The 14,574-nt window shown below is 34.2% G+C and carries 16 protein-coding genes; 12 read left to right on the top strand and 4 right to left on the bottom strand.

What is annotated here, in order from left to right; genetic code table 11:
* Window positions 1–63 precede the first annotated feature (63 nt).
* The 6 genes from bdhA (at window position 64) to ACZ76X_RS20515 (ending at window position 6,344) form a co-directional block, all read left to right on the top strand.
* Window positions 64–1,116: a (R,R)-butanediol dehydrogenase gene (gene bdhA / locus ACZ76X_RS20540; RefSeq protein WP_000645822.1), complete on the top strand. Its 1,053-nt coding sequence runs from the start codon at window positions 64–66 to the stop codon at window positions 1,114–1,116.
* A gap of 118 nt (window positions 1,117–1,234) precedes the next feature.
* Window positions 1,235–1,579 (top strand): potassium channel family protein, encoded by a 345-nt coding sequence (locus ACZ76X_RS20535; RefSeq protein ID WP_479851533.1) that lies wholly within the window; start codon window positions 1,235–1,237, stop codon window positions 1,577–1,579.
* A gap of 254 nt (window positions 1,580–1,833) precedes the next feature.
* On the top strand, window positions 1,834–2,685 hold the full coding sequence (gene cerA, locus ACZ76X_RS20530; RefSeq protein WP_479851532.1) for a phospholipase CerA: 852 nt from the start codon (window positions 1,834–1,836) through the stop codon (window positions 2,683–2,685).
* A 73-nt stretch (window positions 2,686–2,758) separates the two neighbouring features.
* Complete coding sequence (gene sph, locus ACZ76X_RS20525) at window positions 2,759–3,760, top strand: sphingomyelinase C (RefSeq protein WP_479851531.1); 1,002 nt, start codon at window positions 2,759–2,761, stop codon at window positions 3,758–3,760.
* Window positions 3,761–3,870: 110 nt separating this feature from the next.
* Window positions 3,871–5,043: an amino acid deaminase/aldolase gene (locus ACZ76X_RS20520; RefSeq protein WP_479851530.1), complete on the top strand. Its 1,173-nt coding sequence runs from the start codon at window positions 3,871–3,873 to the stop codon at window positions 5,041–5,043.
* Entirely contained in the window at window positions 5,031–6,344 is a 1,314-nt protein-coding gene (locus tag ACZ76X_RS20515) for a D-arabinono-1,4-lactone oxidase (RefSeq protein ID WP_479851529.1), read from the top strand. Before ACZ76X_RS20520 ends, ACZ76X_RS20515 begins: the two co-directional genes overlap by 13 nt.
* Window positions 6,345–6,351: 7 nt before the next feature.
* On the opposite strand, the gene ACZ76X_RS20510 is transcribed toward ACZ76X_RS20515, so the two are convergent.
* Window positions 6,352–7,503, bottom strand: coding sequence for a VanZ family protein (locus ACZ76X_RS20510; protein ID WP_479851528.1), 1,152 nt, complete (start codon window positions 7,501–7,503; stop codon window positions 6,352–6,354).
* A 172-nt stretch (window positions 7,504–7,675) separates the two neighbouring features.
* Between ACZ76X_RS20510 and ACZ76X_RS20505 the strand changes: the two genes are divergently transcribed.
* Entirely contained in the window at window positions 7,676–7,879 is a 204-nt protein-coding gene (locus ACZ76X_RS20505) for a hypothetical protein (RefSeq protein WP_001268332.1), read from the top strand.
* Window positions 7,880–7,929: 50 nt separating this feature from the next.
* Here ACZ76X_RS20505 and ACZ76X_RS20500 read toward each other — a convergent pair whose 3' ends face one another.
* From ACZ76X_RS20500 to ACZ76X_RS20490, 3 genes are all read right to left on the bottom strand, one after another.
* Window positions 7,930–8,229, bottom strand: a complete 300-nt coding sequence (locus tag ACZ76X_RS20500) for a hypothetical protein (RefSeq protein ID WP_479851527.1) — start codon at window positions 8,227–8,229, stop codon at window positions 7,930–7,932.
* Window positions 8,230–8,393: 164 nt separating this feature from the next.
* The gene (locus tag ACZ76X_RS20495; RefSeq protein ID WP_087955389.1) at window positions 8,394–9,206 is read right to left on the bottom strand and encodes an undecaprenyl-diphosphate phosphatase; all 813 of its coding nucleotides are present in this window, start codon (window positions 9,204–9,206) and stop codon (window positions 8,394–8,396) included.
* A gap of 132 nt (window positions 9,207–9,338) precedes the next feature.
* Window positions 9,339–10,019 carry a methyl-accepting chemotaxis protein gene (locus ACZ76X_RS20490; RefSeq protein ID WP_370174618.1) on the bottom strand — a complete coding sequence of 227 codons (681 nt, stop codon included), beginning with the start codon at window positions 10,017–10,019 and terminating at the stop codon, window positions 9,339–9,341.
* Between the two features lie 484 nt (window positions 10,020–10,503).
* On the opposite strand from ACZ76X_RS20490, the gene ACZ76X_RS20485 reads away from it, so the two are divergent.
* The 5 genes from ACZ76X_RS20485 (at window position 10,504) to ACZ76X_RS20465 (ending at window position 14,572) form a co-directional block, all read left to right on the top strand.
* The gene (locus ACZ76X_RS20485; RefSeq protein ID WP_479851526.1) at window positions 10,504–11,766 is read left to right on the top strand and encodes a 3D domain-containing protein; all 1,263 of its coding nucleotides are present in this window, start codon (window positions 10,504–10,506) and stop codon (window positions 11,764–11,766) included.
* A 112-nt stretch (window positions 11,767–11,878) separates the two neighbouring features.
* On the top strand, window positions 11,879–12,097 hold the full coding sequence (locus ACZ76X_RS20480; RefSeq protein ID WP_000154008.1) for a helix-turn-helix transcriptional regulator: 219 nt from the start codon (window positions 11,879–11,881) through the stop codon (window positions 12,095–12,097).
* Complete coding sequence (locus ACZ76X_RS20475) at window positions 12,090–12,563, top strand: hypothetical protein (protein ID WP_001977888.1); 474 nt, start codon at window positions 12,090–12,092, stop codon at window positions 12,561–12,563. The genes ACZ76X_RS20480 and ACZ76X_RS20475 overlap by 8 nt, the downstream gene beginning before the upstream one ends.
* Window positions 12,564–12,679: 116 nt before the next feature.
* On the top strand, window positions 12,680–13,312 hold the full coding sequence (locus ACZ76X_RS20470) for a class A sortase (protein WP_479851525.1): 633 nt from the start codon (window positions 12,680–12,682) through the stop codon (window positions 13,310–13,312).
* Window positions 13,313–13,450: 138 nt separating this feature from the next.
* Window positions 13,451–14,572: a YHYH domain-containing protein gene (locus ACZ76X_RS20465; protein WP_479851524.1), complete on the top strand. Its 1,122-nt coding sequence runs from the start codon at window positions 13,451–13,453 to the stop codon at window positions 14,570–14,572.
* Window positions 14,573–14,574 lie beyond the last annotated feature (2 nt).

The raw sequence follows: 14,574 nt of genomic DNA, 5'->3' as shown, positions 1-14,574 counted from the left end.
AGTATTATAATAGATTTGTAAACTTCACCAGGTTAAGTATATACATAGAGAGGGATGTATAAAATGAAAGCATTACTTTGGCATAATCAACGTGATGTAAGAGTAGAAGAAGTACCAGAACCAACTGTAAAACCAGGAGCAGTTAAGATTAAAGTTAAATGGTGTGGTATCTGCGGGACAGACTTGCATGAATATTTAGCAGGACCTATTTTTATTCCAACAGAAGAGCATCCATTAACACACGTAAAAGCACCGGTTATTTTAGGTCATGAGTTTAGCGGTGAGGTAGTTGAAATCGGTGAAGGCGTTACATCTCATAAAGTGGGAGACCGCGTCGTTGTAGAACCAATTTATTCTTGTGGTAAATGTGAAGCTTGTAAACATGGACATTACAATGTTTGTGAACAACTTGTTTTCCACGGTCTTGGCGGAGAAGGCGGCGGTTTCTCTGAATATACAGTAGTACCAGAAGATATGGTTCACCATATTCCAGATGAAATGACGTATGAACAAGGTGCACTTGTAGAACCAGCAGCTGTAGCAGTTCATGCAGTACGTCAAAGTAAATTAAAAGAAGGCGAAGCTGTAGCAGTATTTGGTTGTGGTCCAATTGGACTTCTTGTTATCCAAGCAGCTAAAGCAGCAGGAGCAACTCCTGTTATTGCAGTTGAACTTTCTAAAGAGCGTCAAGAGTTAGCAAAATTAGCAGGTGCGGATTACGTATTAAATCCAGCTACTCAAGATGTATTAGCAGAAATTCGTAACTTAACAAATGGTTTAGGTGTAAATGTGAGCTTTGAAGTAACAGGTGTTGAAGTAGTACTTCGTCAAGCAATTGAAAGTACAAGTTTCGAAGGACAAACTGTAATTGTTAGTGTATGGGAAAAAGACGCAACAATTACTCCAAACAATCTTGTACTAAAAGAAAAAGAAGTGGTTGGTATTTTAGGATATCGTCATATCTTCCCAGCTGTTATTAAATTAATTAGCTCTGGCCAAATTCAAGCAGAGAAATTAATTACGAAAAAAATTACAGTGGATCAAGTTGTTGAAGAAGGATTTGAAGCACTTGTAAAAGATAAAACACAAGTGAAAATTCTTGTTTCACCTAAATAATATAGAATAGTAAAAAGTAGCTCTTTTCTAGAAATAGAAGAGGGCTACTTTTTTTCTATACAGAAAGGTGATAGACTTTCCTGTAACTACAGGTATTTTGTTTGGAAGGGGAAGTCGAATGCTTTCATTTATGTTGACGTTGAAACGGATGCTAAAAGCTTGTTTACGAGCGTGGAAAGATAAAGAATTTCAAGTATTATTCGTATTAACATTTTTAACATTAACGTCTGGTACGATTTTTTATAGTACAGTCGAAGGATTACGTCCTCTTGACGCTTTATATTTTAGTGTGGTCACGTTGACGACTGTCGGTGATGCGAGTTTTAGTCCGCAAACTGATTTCGGAAAGATATTTACAATCTTATACATATTTATTGGAATTGGATTAGTATTTGGATTCATTCATAAGTTGGCAGTTAATGTACAATTGCCAAGTATATTATCGAATAGAAAAAAAGAGTAAAGCATGTGTATGCTTTACTCTTTTTTTACATTAGTTTAGACAAGCCTTAATAATAGTTTATTAAAATGAAAGTGCATTCAATCATTATATTCACTATGTATAAAGTTATAATGATATGAACATTTACATATTTTAATTTAGTGATAGAAATTTCATGAAAGGTGGGATATTCTAGTCATAGGTTAACCGGACGACATCATAGGATCCTAACAAAAAAGTTTACAATAATTCAATTATAAAATGGAGGATTTCAGATGAAAAAGAAAGTACTTGCTTTAGCAGCAGCTATTACATTAGTAGCTCCGTTACAAAGTGTTGCATTTGCTCATGAAAATGATGGGGGAAGTAAAATAAAAATAGTTCATCGCTGGTCTGCTGAAGATAAACATAAAGAAGGCGTAAACTCTCATTTATGGATTGTAAACCGTGCGATTGATATTATGTCTCGCAATACAACACTTGTAAAACAAGATCGAGTTGCACAATTAAATGAATGGCGTACGGAGTTAGAGAACGGTATTTATGCTGCTGACTATGAAAATCCTTATTATGATAATAGCACATTTGCTTCACATTTCTATGATCCAGACAATGGAAAAACATATATTCCATTTGCAAAGCAGGCAAAAGAAACTGGAGCTAAATATTTTAAATTAGCTGGTGAATCATATAAAAATAAAGATATGAAACAAGCATTCTTCTACTTAGGATTATCTCTTCATTATTTAGGAGATGTAAACCAACCGATGCATGCGGCAAACTTTACAAATCTTTCGTACCCACAAGGATTCCATTCTAAGTATGAAAACTTTGTAGATACGATAAAAGATAATTATAAAGTAACGGATGGAAATGGATATTGGAACTGGAAAGGTACAAATCCAGAAGAGTGGATTCATGGAGCGGCAGTAATGGCGAAACAAGATTACTCTGGAATTGTAAATGATAATACGAAAGATTGGTTCGTAAAAGCAGCTGTATCACAAGAATATGCAGATAAATGGCGCGCTGAAGTTACACCAATGACAGGTAAGCGATTAATGGATGCACAACGTGTTACTGCTGGATACATTCAGCTTTGGTTTGATACGTACGGAGATCGTTAAGTATTTAAAAAAGGTCAAATCTCACAATAGAGTATTTGGCCTTTTTATCACTATACAAATGGAGGTATGAAACGTGAAAGGTAAATTACTAAAAAGTATACTTAGCGTTGGAATCGGTCTAGCGGCTTTATATAGTGGATCGTCAGCTCAAGCGGAAGTGTCTACAAATAAAAATGATACATTAAAAGTGATGACACATAATGTGTACATGCTATCAACTAACTTATATCCGAACTGGGGACAAAGTGAGCGTGCTGATTTAATTGGAGCAGCAGATTATATAAAGAATCAAGACGTTATTATATTAAATGAAGTGTTTGATAATAGCGCATCAGATCGTTTGTTAGGAAATTTGAAGAAAGAATATCCAAATCAAACAGCGGTATTAGGTCGTAGTAACGGAAATGAATGGGATAAAACGTTAGGTAACTATTCATCTGCAACTCCTGAAGATGGGGGCGTTGCAATCGTGAGCAAATGGCCGATCGTTGAAAAGGTTCAATATGTATTTTCAAAAGGATGCGGACCAGATAATTTATCAAATAAAGGGTTTGTATACACAAAAATTAAGAAAAATGATCGTTTCGTTCATGTGATTGGGACACACTTGCAGGCTGAAGATAGTATGTGCGGAAAAACTTCACCTGCATCTGTACGTACAAACCAGCTAAAAGAAATTCAAGATTTTATTAAAAATAAAAATATACCAAATGACGAGTACGTTCTATTTGGTGGTGATATGAACGTGAATAAAATAAATGCAGAGAACAATAGTGACTCAGAGTACCCATCCATGTTTAAAACATTACACGCTTCTATTCCATCTTATACGGGACATACAGCAACTTGGGATGCGACGACAAACAGTATTGCGAAATATAATTTCCCTGATAGCCCTGCCGAGTATTTAGATTATATTATTGCAAGTAAAGACCATGCGAATCCGTCATTTATAGAGAATAAAGTGTTACAACCGGAATCTCCACAGTGGACTGTTACATCATGGCTCAAAAAATATACGTATGATGATTATTCTGATCATTATCCAGTAGCAGCAACTATTTCTATGAAGTAGTCCTAAAAAAGTTTCTTCTTAAATAGGAAGAAACTTTTTTATTTTGTAGAGGAGATTCCAACTTTCTTTCCAATATGTATAAGACATATAGAGAAGAGGAGAGAAAAAATGTGGATCGAGGAATTTTTAAAGAAGTTCCATTACCGTGTGCATTTTTGGATGAAGTAGCTTTAGATAGAAACATTCAATCGATTATAGAATTAAGTGGAAATAAGAAGATTCGTATAGCGAGTAAATCGTTACGTTCTGTTCCGGTTATGCAAAAGGTTTTATCTGCAAACGATTGTTTTCAAGGTATTATGTGTTTTTCACCTAGGGAAGTTTTGTTTTTAATTGAACAAGGATTCAATGATTTATTACTCGGATATCCTGCTTATGATGATAGAGCGTTACATGAAATAAGTTTGCTAACAAAGCAAGGGCTCATTATAACTTGTATGGTGGATTGTGAAGATCATATTGTTTATTTAGAAAAAATTGCTGAGAAGTCTAAAGGATGTTTTCGTGTTTGCTTAGATATTGATATGAGTAGTCGTTTTTTTAAGCTTCATTTTGGGGTCAAAAGATCACCGGTAAAAGATGTGCAGGGTGCTTTGAAAATAGTAAAAAGATTGAAGGAATCATTATTTTTAATACTAGACGGTGTCATGGGATATGAAGCACAAATTGCTGGGGTAGGAGATCATATACCGAATCAACGAGTGAAAAGTAAAGTGATTTCGTACTTAAAGAAGAAATCGGTGTTAGAAGTTAAAGGAAGAAGAGGACATATTGTGAAAGAAATCCAAAAACTAGGTATTGAACTAAGATTTGTAAATGGGGGAGGCACAGGAAGCATAAAAACAACTGAGAAAGATAATGCAGTTTCGGAGATTACAATAGGTTCTGCTTTTTATGCTCCGAAGCTATTTGATTATTATAAAGAGGTGCAATTTCATCCAGCTGTCGGATTTGCTTTACCAGTTGTGCGTAAACCAGCCCCGTTTATTTACACTTGTCTAGGTGGTGGATATATTGCCTCAGGCGCAATCGGGAAAGATAAAGAACCTGAGATTTGGAGGCCAAATGATGCGAAACTATTAGCTTTAGAAGGCGCTGGTGAAGTACAAACACCGATTTTTTATAACGGTGAGGAACGGATAGAGATAGGAGATCCTATCTTGTTTCGCCATAGTAAAGCTGGAGAGTTATGTGAGCGGTTTCCATTTTTATATCGTGTGAAAGAAGGAGAGATTGTTGGGAAGTATGCAACATATCGGGGGGATGGCCAATGCTTTCTATAAAGGGACAAAAATGGAGAAATTGGACAGGGAATGTAGAAGGAACGCCGCATTATACGATGTATCCAGAAAGTATACAAGATGTAGTAGAAGTTGTAGAGCTTGCACGAAAAGAAGGGAAGAAAATTCGCGTTGTCGGTTCAGGACACTCGTTTACCCCTCTTGTGCAGACGGAAGAAATTTTAATTTCTTTAGATGAATTGAAAGGTATTGTGAATATTGATGAAGAGAAGATGGTTGCCGAAGTATGGGCAGGAACAAAGCTACATGACTTAGGGAAGTTACTTGCAGAAAAAGGTTATGCGCAAGAAAATTTAGGGGATATTGATTCACAATCAATCGCAGGAGCGATTAGTACAGGGACTCATGGAACGGGTATTACCTTTGGAAGTTTATCAACACAAGTTATAGAGATTACCGCAGTTTTATCTACAGGTGAGAGTATAGTTTGCTCGGAAACTGAGAATGTGGAATATTGGAGAGCCTTTCAGTTATCGCTTGGAATGTTAGGTATCATTGTAAAAATAAAATTGAAGGTTATTCCAGCCTATTCACTTGTTTATAAAAGTGAAAAACAGTCATTATCTACTGTAATGAACAAGCTAGAAGAATATAAAAAAAATCGCCATTTTGAATTTTTCGTTTTTCCTTATTCAGATGAAGTACAAGTGAAATTTACAAATGAAACGACGGGTAAAAAAAGTGATTTGAAGTGGCATAAACTAAAGGTAGAGTTGCTTGAAAATAAGATGTTCTCTTTGTTATCTAAAGGATGTAAATGGTTTCCTTCTATAAGTAAAGGAGTAAGTCGATTATCAGCTAAAGCTGTACCGAATACAAAAATAATTGGTCCGAGTTATGAAGTATTTGCTACATCTCGTGCAGTTCCATTTTATGAAATGGAGTATAGTGTTCCGTCAAAGTATATGCAGGTCGTTGTAGAAGAAATATCAAATCTTATTGAAAAGAAAAAGTATAAAGTACACTTTCCGATTGAATGTCGTTATGTGAAAAGAGATGATATATGGCTCAGTCCAGCATACGGAAGGGATTCAGCGTACATTGCTGTTCATATGTATAAAGGTATGAAGTATGCTGCTTATTTTGGTGAAGTGGAGAAAATTTTTCTAAAGTATGAAGGGCGCCCGCATTGGGGGAAAATGCATACGTTAACGTACGAAAAATTACAAAATATATATCCGGAAATGCATTCGTTTCTAAAGGTGAGAAAGTTACTAGATGAAGCAGAAGTGTTTTCAAATCCTTACACAGAAAAATTATTTACGATTATGAAAAAAAGCTGACAAAGTATTACTTGTCAGCTTTTTTTAGTATGATCGCATTTCTTGTTTGACTAATGTGCTCGTAAAATAGTAACTTATCACGACTAAATACATGTAATAAAACATGAATAATAAATAGACCGTTAATTACGAGTTGGAATAATAATATAACTACTAATACTAAAGGCTCTTTAAGGTTTAAGATAGAGCTACTCGAAAGAATATAATTGATTCCACCTAAAATGAAATAGAATATACCGTAGCGGATGAATAATTCTTTTAGTGTAATACGCTCTGCCTGGCCTTTAATGTAAATCCGAAGCAATGCTTTTCCTATTGTTCTTCCATTTGTAAAGTATGGAATGATAATAAAGTAAATGAAGATTGAACATGTAATGAAAAGGAGTTCGTATACATTTGTATAAGATTGGATGTTAGCGATAAATAGTGAATTTCCTTTGTTTTTAATGAACGGTACAACGATAGATAAAAAAATCCAATCAATTTGCATAGCAATGAGACGACGAATAAATCCGACTGGTTTTGTTTCTAAATCAATATGAATATCTAATTCGCTTGTTTTCGGAAGGAAGTACGTAAATATTGGTGCAATGATAAAACCAATTACGCCGCCTAGTGTGTTTAAAAACAAATCGTCAATATCAAATAAGCGATAGGCACAATTATAAATACCATATAATCCAGTTACTTGTGTTAACTCAAAGAACAGCGAAAGGCAAAAAGAAATGCACGCTGTTTGTAAGAAGCTGCGTCGGAAATAATAACGTAAGTATATACCGAACGGAACGGTTAGTAGAACGTTAAAAGCAACTTGTAAAAAGGCAGACTCCTTTAATAAATAGAAGTACGTAGCTGGTTTCGTTAAAATCGCTGAGGTATGATTACCAATCTCTTGTATGAAATAAAATGGTGAGAGCTGCATATGTTGTGTGTTAGCCGGTTGTAGGCTACACGTGTCATATGTTTGGGGTAAAGGTAAAATAACAAGAAAATAGGCATTTAATACATAAAGTAATAATGAGTATAAAATAAATGAACGCCATTTATTTAAATAACCGTACTTGCGATAATTAAATATTAAAAAAGGGATTAATAGAAACATTGCTAAAATAGGAAATAAAATAAATGCTGTTTTTATTGGAAATAAATATGCAGTCAAAATGAAACTCCTTTCAATGAAAATTCGTTTATCATTATAACGTTAAAAGAACTTGAAAACAAAATTAAAATATTTCGAAATAGAAAAAATTACAAATTTAAACGAAATTAAGTTATACTAACTTTAATATAAGGATATTATGATTATTATAAGTTGAGAGAGGGTACAAGATATGCGATATGAGCTTTTTTCTGTAAGTGGGGATCATATTACAACTTTTGAAAGTGCATGGCGTTTTCAGGAGGGAGAACAGATTTTTGTTCATGATGATCAAACAAAACGAAATTTTATTATTATCCGCCTAACGCATGATGTATTTCAACAAAATAAACATGTTATTCGTTTGTATTGTCAAGAAAAGAAAGTATACGCATAAAAGAGCCCCTCTTACTGTACAAAAAAAGTAAGAGGGGTTTTACATGTCTTTTAGGAATGGCAAGCGAGAGGATCGTGCATATAGGTAGCATTTGATTTTGAAGAAAGGATATAGTTACGTTTCCAAGTTTCAATTTCTTCTCTTTGAGAAAGCCATGTATGATAATTTTGTTGTGTTTTCCATAACATACGAATCATATATTGTGCATCATCACTTGTACGATGCACATGTAAAAATTCTATATTAATACAACCATTTGTTCCAGGGGATGGATAACATTTTTTAAGCGAATTAAGTAGTTCATTTTCATAACTATATTTAATGCGAATGAGTTTAGTAACAATAAACATATGAACACCTCTTTTGCGATAATGGTAGAAAAGATTTACCGTAATAAGTATTATACTATTCAGAAAATTTAAAGTAAATGATAGGTTTTAACTTCATAGAGTTATAAAAAACGAGTCGTTCTAGTGTAATAGAATGACTCGTTTTTTGATTTGTAAGTTTCACCTTATAAGAAAATAAGAGTAAGTACACCTACGATAATGCAATAGAAAGAGAAATATTTTAAATTTCCTTTTGCCATAATGTTCATAAACCATTTTAACGAAATATATGTCATGATAAATGTTGCGATAAAAGCAACGACATATGGTACGAATAGTGTGTCTAGATTTGGATCTTTTGCAATGTCTGTAATACTTAGTAATAAGCCGCCTAAGCTAACAGGGATATATAGTAGGAATGAGAAACGAAGTGCTGTTTCTTGCTTCATACCAAGTAACATCGCCGCTACAATTGTTGCACCTGAGCGGCTTATTCCAGGAATTAGTGCGCAAGCTTGTGCTAATCCGACGATGATCGCATCTTTCATAGAAAGATCGCCATCATTTTTACGTCCACGCAAGTTTCTAATAATCCAGAGGCCGACAGCGGTAATAAGAAGGGAAATCCCAACCATCTTCACACCTTTTAAGTACTGGTCGATGTAATCTTTAAATAAAACACCAATAACACCTGCTGGAATAGTCGCAATAACAAGATAAATAATAAAGAAGAAATCTGATTTTGCGTCCTCTGCTCTTGTAAAGATATAAGATAGACCATTCTTCGTTAGACGAATTAAGTCCTTTCTATAAATAAGTAACACAGCTAATAATGAAGCTGAATTAACAAGTAGTTCGAAGCTAAACCCTTCTATTTTTAGTCCTAGCAAATGCTGTGCTAAAACGAGATGCCCGCTGGAAGAAATCGGAATGGGTTCTGTTAGTCCTTGGAACAGACCAAGAATTAAATATTTTAAAATGTAGTAAAATTGTTCCATAATAACCTCCTTGTTTAATAGTTGAAAGAAACAACTTGTCCATTATAACAAAGATACGGATGAATATTGAGAAGAAATAAATATTCTAAATATAATAAAAATCCCTTATAAAAGTATAAGGGATTTTTATTATTAATGAGAAACTACTGTTTCTTCAAGACTTTTCGTTAATTGAACATCGACTTTCTCAGCATCATGAATGTGATTCATAATAGTAGTATTTAACTTTTGGAACATTTGTTGTGTATTAGCAAATTCTCGTAATATATCATCATTACAAGATTTTTGGTTTTCGATAGCTTTAATAACATTTGTAGCACCGTTTTGTAACGTTTGAATCATAATTAAAATATTTTCGATTCTAGCGTTTGTATCGGCACTCATTTCTACACCTTCATCGACTAAATGTAAATTATCTTTTGTATTATCGTATGCTTTTTCAATTTCTTCTTGAATTTTTTTCGTTAAGTTGCCGATGTTTTTTGTACTTTCCGCTGTACTTTCTGCTAGTTTTCTTACTTCATTAGCAACGACAGCGAATCCTTTACCGTGCTCTCCAGCACGCGCGGCTTCAATACTTGCATTTAAAGCAAGTAAATTTGTTTGTGCTGCAATGTTTTGAATGACTTCTACAATTTGCTCGATTTCTTTTGAGCGTTCACTTAAATGATTCATACTGTTAGATGTACGCTGAGATTGTTCACCTAATTTGTTAATTACAATAAGTAAACGATGAACAGATTCTTTACCTTCATTAGAACAGTCAATAATTTCTTCAATAGATTGAATTAAGCTTTGTTCTTTTTGTAACATTTCGTTATTCAATTCATTGGAATGTGTCGTGCGCGTTGAAACATTTTCGAAACATGAGTTTAATTGTTGAACTAAATTTTGAAGTGTATGGTGCTGGCTATTTACAAGTTTATGTTCTTGAACAACGCTTTGTACACGATCGTGGATAGAAGAAATAGTCTCTTGTTGTTCGATATCCTTTTGTTTTAATTCTGCTTCTAGTTCTTGTATACGACTTTCTAATTGATCAATTTTATGTTGGAGTGATTTCTTTTGAGTAAACATATATTTATTTCAACCGCCTTTAGAAGTTATATTTTCTCTATATTTGGATTTTAGCATCTTTTATAATTTTTAAATATAGGAATTGTTAAATATTTAAGAATCTATTACATTTTATGCATAATTCCCTTTTTTTCGTCATGAAAAATAAACTGTATTTAATGATATTGTAAACAAACTGTAAAATAAATCATGTATAACTGTATAAGAAGGGAGTCGGATTATGAACTATTTTAAGCGAATCAGTAGTCTAGTATTAGCAGGAATTATAGGTCTTTCTAGTACAGTCGCTGTTAAAGCAGAGTCAAACGACGAGAAACTTAACAACATGCAACAGCAATTACAGCAAAACGATGCAGAAATGCAAAAGAAAGAGCAAGAGAAGCAAGCTGTTAGCAAAGAAATTCAAGGTATCGAAAACGAACTACATAATTTAAATAATACAATTGCAAAAAATAAAGAGGATCAAGCTGCTATTCAACGTAAAATCGATGAAACACATAAGCAGATTGAGCAAAAAAAGAACGAAATTGTCGTTTTAGAGGATAAAGTCCTTGCTCGTAAGGATATTATGAGAAAACGTATGGTTTCTGTTCAAAACAGTTCAAATACGAGTTTAGTAGTAGAAGTTGTAGTAGAGTCAAAGAACTTTGCAGATTTCTTACAACGTATGAACGCAGTTTCTACTATTCTAGAAGCTGATAAAGAAATTTTACGTCTACAAGAACAAGATCTTCGTCAAATTGAAGAAGATAAGAAAACAATTGATGAAAAAGAAGCATCTTTAGTAGTAGACAAACAAAAATTAGCAAAAGCACAAGCTGAGTTGCAAGATAACTTGAAAAAACGTCAAGCTAACTTACAAACAGTTCAAGCTAAATATAATCAGGTTGCAAGCCAACTTAATTTAGCAGCAGAAGAAAAAGCTAAAATTGAGTCAAATATGAAGGCAGTGCAAGAAACAATTGCTCGTGAGCAAGAAGCAGCAAGAATTGCAGCAGAAGAGCGTGCGAAAGCAGAAGCAGCTGCAAAGGCTGAGCAAGAAGCTTTAGCTAAGGCACAGGCGGAAGTTGCTGAAAAGAAAAAGCAAGAACAAGCTAGTAAACCAGCTGAACCTGTTGCTAATAATAATTCGAAGGTAGAACCTGCACAACCATCTAAACCAGCTGCTGGTGGAAGAGAAATCTATGTACATGCAACAGCTTATACAGCAGATCCAGGTGAAAATGGCTATGCACCAGGTCAACAAGTATATTCTGCATGGGGAGGCTATAATCTAACTGCAAACCCAGGAATGAAATTAATTGCAGTGGACCCATCTGTTATCCCATTAGGTTCTCGCGTATATGTTGAAGGATACGGAGAAGCAATTGCAGCAGACACTGGTGGTGCGATTAAAGGTCACAAAATTGATGTTTTAATGCCTGATAAAGCTTCATCTAGTAATTGGGGCAGAAAAAATGTTAAAGTTACAATTTTAAACTAATACGTAATCCAACTTTACAATACGTAAAGTTGGATTTTTTTATGAAACTAATGTTAAGTTGAGTTTACATTTTGTTAAGGTTAGCATACAATATAAATGAGAGGTGGTAAATTTGACCATTTTAAATAGAGTGAAGGAATTAAGAGCTCGGTTTAATTTTTCGCAAAGTGTATTAGCAGAAAAGGTTGGAGTGACGAGACAAACGATTGCTGCAATTGAAAAAGGGGATTATGTTCCTTCATTATTATTAGCGCTTATGATTTGCGATGTATTTCAGTTGAAAATGGAAGATGTGTTTGTTTTAAATAAGGAGGGGAAAGAGGATGAATAGACTTGTATTTTCTTATATGTTAAATGTACTTTTAATGGTATTAGCAGGTTGGGCGTTTATTGAGTTGTATTATTTTACTATCGAAGTTGCTAACTTTATTCAAACGGAGAGAGTACCATTTGAAATTTCATTGAGTTTAATGCCGCTAACATTATTATTAATATTTAGTATTGTATCGACTATTCTTTATAAAATTCAAAAGAAAAAATATAAAAAGCTCTCGTATTGGATGTTTCCACTATTATTTCCTCAAGAAGATGAACGAGAAAAGGCAATTACAGAAAAAGCTTGTCGTACTACATTTATGTCATTATGGTACGTGTTGCCTTGTGCGGTTGGTTTTTTAACTCTTTCTCCAATTGCTAATCTATATATTCCTGCATATCCTGTATATATTGCATTTAGTATTTTCTTTATTCAAATGACGATTTTCCACGTGTCCTTATATCGAAATAAAATCGCTTAAAAAGAAACCTTCTTGCATCGGCAAGAAGGTTTCTTTTTAGCTTATACTTGTACATATAGCAATATTATCTTATCATTTTATATAGAGTAAGATTTTGTATGGGAAAGGAATTGTATATGAATAAGCAAAGAATTTATAGTATAGTAGCAATCCTTCTATTTGTTGTAGGTGGTGTGTTAATCGGAAAGCCATTTTATGATGGATATCAGGCTGAAAAGAAACAGACTGAAAATGTGCAGGCTGTTCAAAAGATGGATTATGAAAAACATGAGACGGAATTTGTAGATGCTTCGAAAATTAATCAGCCAGACTTGGCAGAAGTGGCGAATGCATCATTAGATAAGAAACAAGTAATTGGGCGTATTTCGATCCCGAGTGTTTCATTAGAACTTCCTGTTTTAAAATCTTCTACTGAGAAAAATCTATTATCTGGTGCAGCGACAGTAAAAGAAAATCAAGTAATGGGAAAAGGGAACTATGCATTAGCAGGACATAATATGTCTAAAAGAGGTGTTTTATTTAGTGATGTATCCTCTTTAAAAAAAGGTGACAAAATTTATTTGTATGATAATGAAAACGAATATGAATATGCGGTTACTGGTGTATCTGAAGTAACTCCTGATAAGTGGGAAGTTGTTGAAGATCATGGGAAAGATGAAATAACGCTTATTACATGTGTATCTGTGAAGGATAATTCTAAGCGTTACGTTGTTGCTGGTGATTTAGTAGGAACGAAGGCGAAGAAATAAAAAAGAAGGTCAACTCTCTAAGAGTTGACCTTCTTTTTTACTAATGTTGAGAAATAATAGAATATTTTAGTTGGTATTTAAGTATTTTTCTATTTATGTATAATAAAGTTAGAATTCAAGATTTTGGGAGGAACAAGAGTGAAACAACAGGTGAAGAAACTTCTTTTAACAACAAGTGTAGCATTATTGGTAGCTCCAATTTCAGCTTATGCGCATCCAGGGCGTACAGATGCTAATGGTGGGCATACATGTCGTACAAATTGTGAAAAATGGGGATTACAGTACGGGGAGTATCATTATCACAATAAGCCAGCTTCTAGTAGTGGTGCAACGAGCCCAGCTCCTAGTCAAAATAATAATGGTGCTGTAGAAGCTGAAAGAAAAGCGGAAGCGCAGCGCAATGCAGAGGTTGAAAAACAACGGGAAGCAGAAGCACAGCGTAAGGCAGAGGAAGAGAAACAACGTGCGGCAGAAGAGCAACGTAAAGCTGAAGAGGAGCGTCAACGTGTAGCCGAGGAACAAAGAAAAGCAGAAGAGGCACGTAAGCGAGAGGAAGCACTGCGTCAAGCTGATATGGAAAAAGGGCAGCTTGAGGGACAAAAAAGTGGAGAGACTGATTTTAAAGCAGGGAAAAATGATGCGGAATCACAATTAGCTGGAAAATCAGATACATATAAAGAGGCATTTAAAACTGCTTATGCTGCATCTTGGTCTTTAGAAGAGCAGAAGAAAATGCATTTTGAAAAAGGAAAAGAGCAAGGTTTAGCGCAAGAGACGATGGAAGATAGTCAAATTGCTCCAGAGTTTAAGCAGAACTTTGCAGAAGGTTTCCAAGTAGGGAATAAAGAAAGAACAGAAAAAATTGAAAAAGAGCAAGCTGAACTAGGGGAAAAGGCAGGTAAGGAACTAGCTGGAAAGAACCCTGGAAATAGAGAGAAAGATGTGTATGTGAAGGCGTATGAAACAGCTTATGAAAAGGGTTATAAGTCTACAAAAAAAGCAGTAGAAAAAGCTGGCTATAAGTATGCGTTTGAAAATTATGATTTGAAGGTTCCTGCTAAGTATGAAAAGAATGAATCATTCAAGAAATGGTTTACTGAAGGATTTAAATCGAATAAAAAAGCAATGGAAATTCGAGAAGAAGGATATAAAAAGGGAGACAGTTGGCTTTCATTCTTCTATAAGAGTTTCATACCAAGTGAATATAAAGAACATAAAGAGCTGTATGAGCAAGCGATAGAAAAAGGTAAGAAAGCGTAAAA

The sequence above is a fragment of the Bacillus sp. BC05(2025) genome (assembly GCF_056725905.1).
This window is presented reverse-complemented; position numbering and strand designations above follow the sequence as displayed.

What these genes read in the sequence shown, in the direction of transcription:
- ACZ76X_RS20500 (WP_479851527.1), bottom strand. Translation starts at nt 8,229, where the DNA reads ATGTTTATTGTTACTAAACTCATTCGCATTAAATATAGTTATGAAAAT.
- ACZ76X_RS20485 (WP_479851526.1), top strand. Translation starts at nt 10,504, where the DNA reads ATGAACTATTTTAAGCGAATCAGTAGTCTAGTATTAGCAGGAATTATA.
- cerA (WP_479851532.1), top strand. Translation starts at nt 1,834, where the DNA reads ATGAAAAAGAAAGTACTTGCTTTAGCAGCAGCTATTACATTAGTAGCT.
- ACZ76X_RS20495 (WP_087955389.1), bottom strand. Translation starts at nt 9,206, where the DNA reads ATGGAACAATTTTACTACATTTTAAAATATTTAATTCTTGGTCTGTTC.
- ACZ76X_RS20475 (WP_001977888.1), top strand. Translation starts at nt 12,090, where the DNA reads ATGAATAGACTTGTATTTTCTTATATGTTAAATGTACTTTTAATGGTA.
- ACZ76X_RS20470 (WP_479851525.1), top strand. Translation starts at nt 12,680, where the DNA reads ATGAATAAGCAAAGAATTTATAGTATAGTAGCAATCCTTCTATTTGTT.
- ACZ76X_RS20535 (WP_479851533.1), top strand. Translation starts at nt 1,235, where the DNA reads ATGCTTTCATTTATGTTGACGTTGAAACGGATGCTAAAAGCTTGTTTA.
- ACZ76X_RS20490 (WP_370174618.1), bottom strand. Translation starts at nt 10,019, where the DNA reads ATGTTACAAAAAGAACAAAGCTTAATTCAATCTATTGAAGAAATTATT.
- ACZ76X_RS20515 (WP_479851529.1), top strand. Translation starts at nt 5,031, where the DNA reads ATGCTTTCTATAAAGGGACAAAAATGGAGAAATTGGACAGGGAATGTA.
- bdhA (WP_000645822.1), top strand. Translation starts at nt 64, where the DNA reads ATGAAAGCATTACTTTGGCATAATCAACGTGATGTAAGAGTAGAAGAA.
- ACZ76X_RS20505 (WP_001268332.1), top strand. Translation starts at nt 7,676, where the DNA reads ATGCGATATGAGCTTTTTTCTGTAAGTGGGGATCATATTACAACTTTT.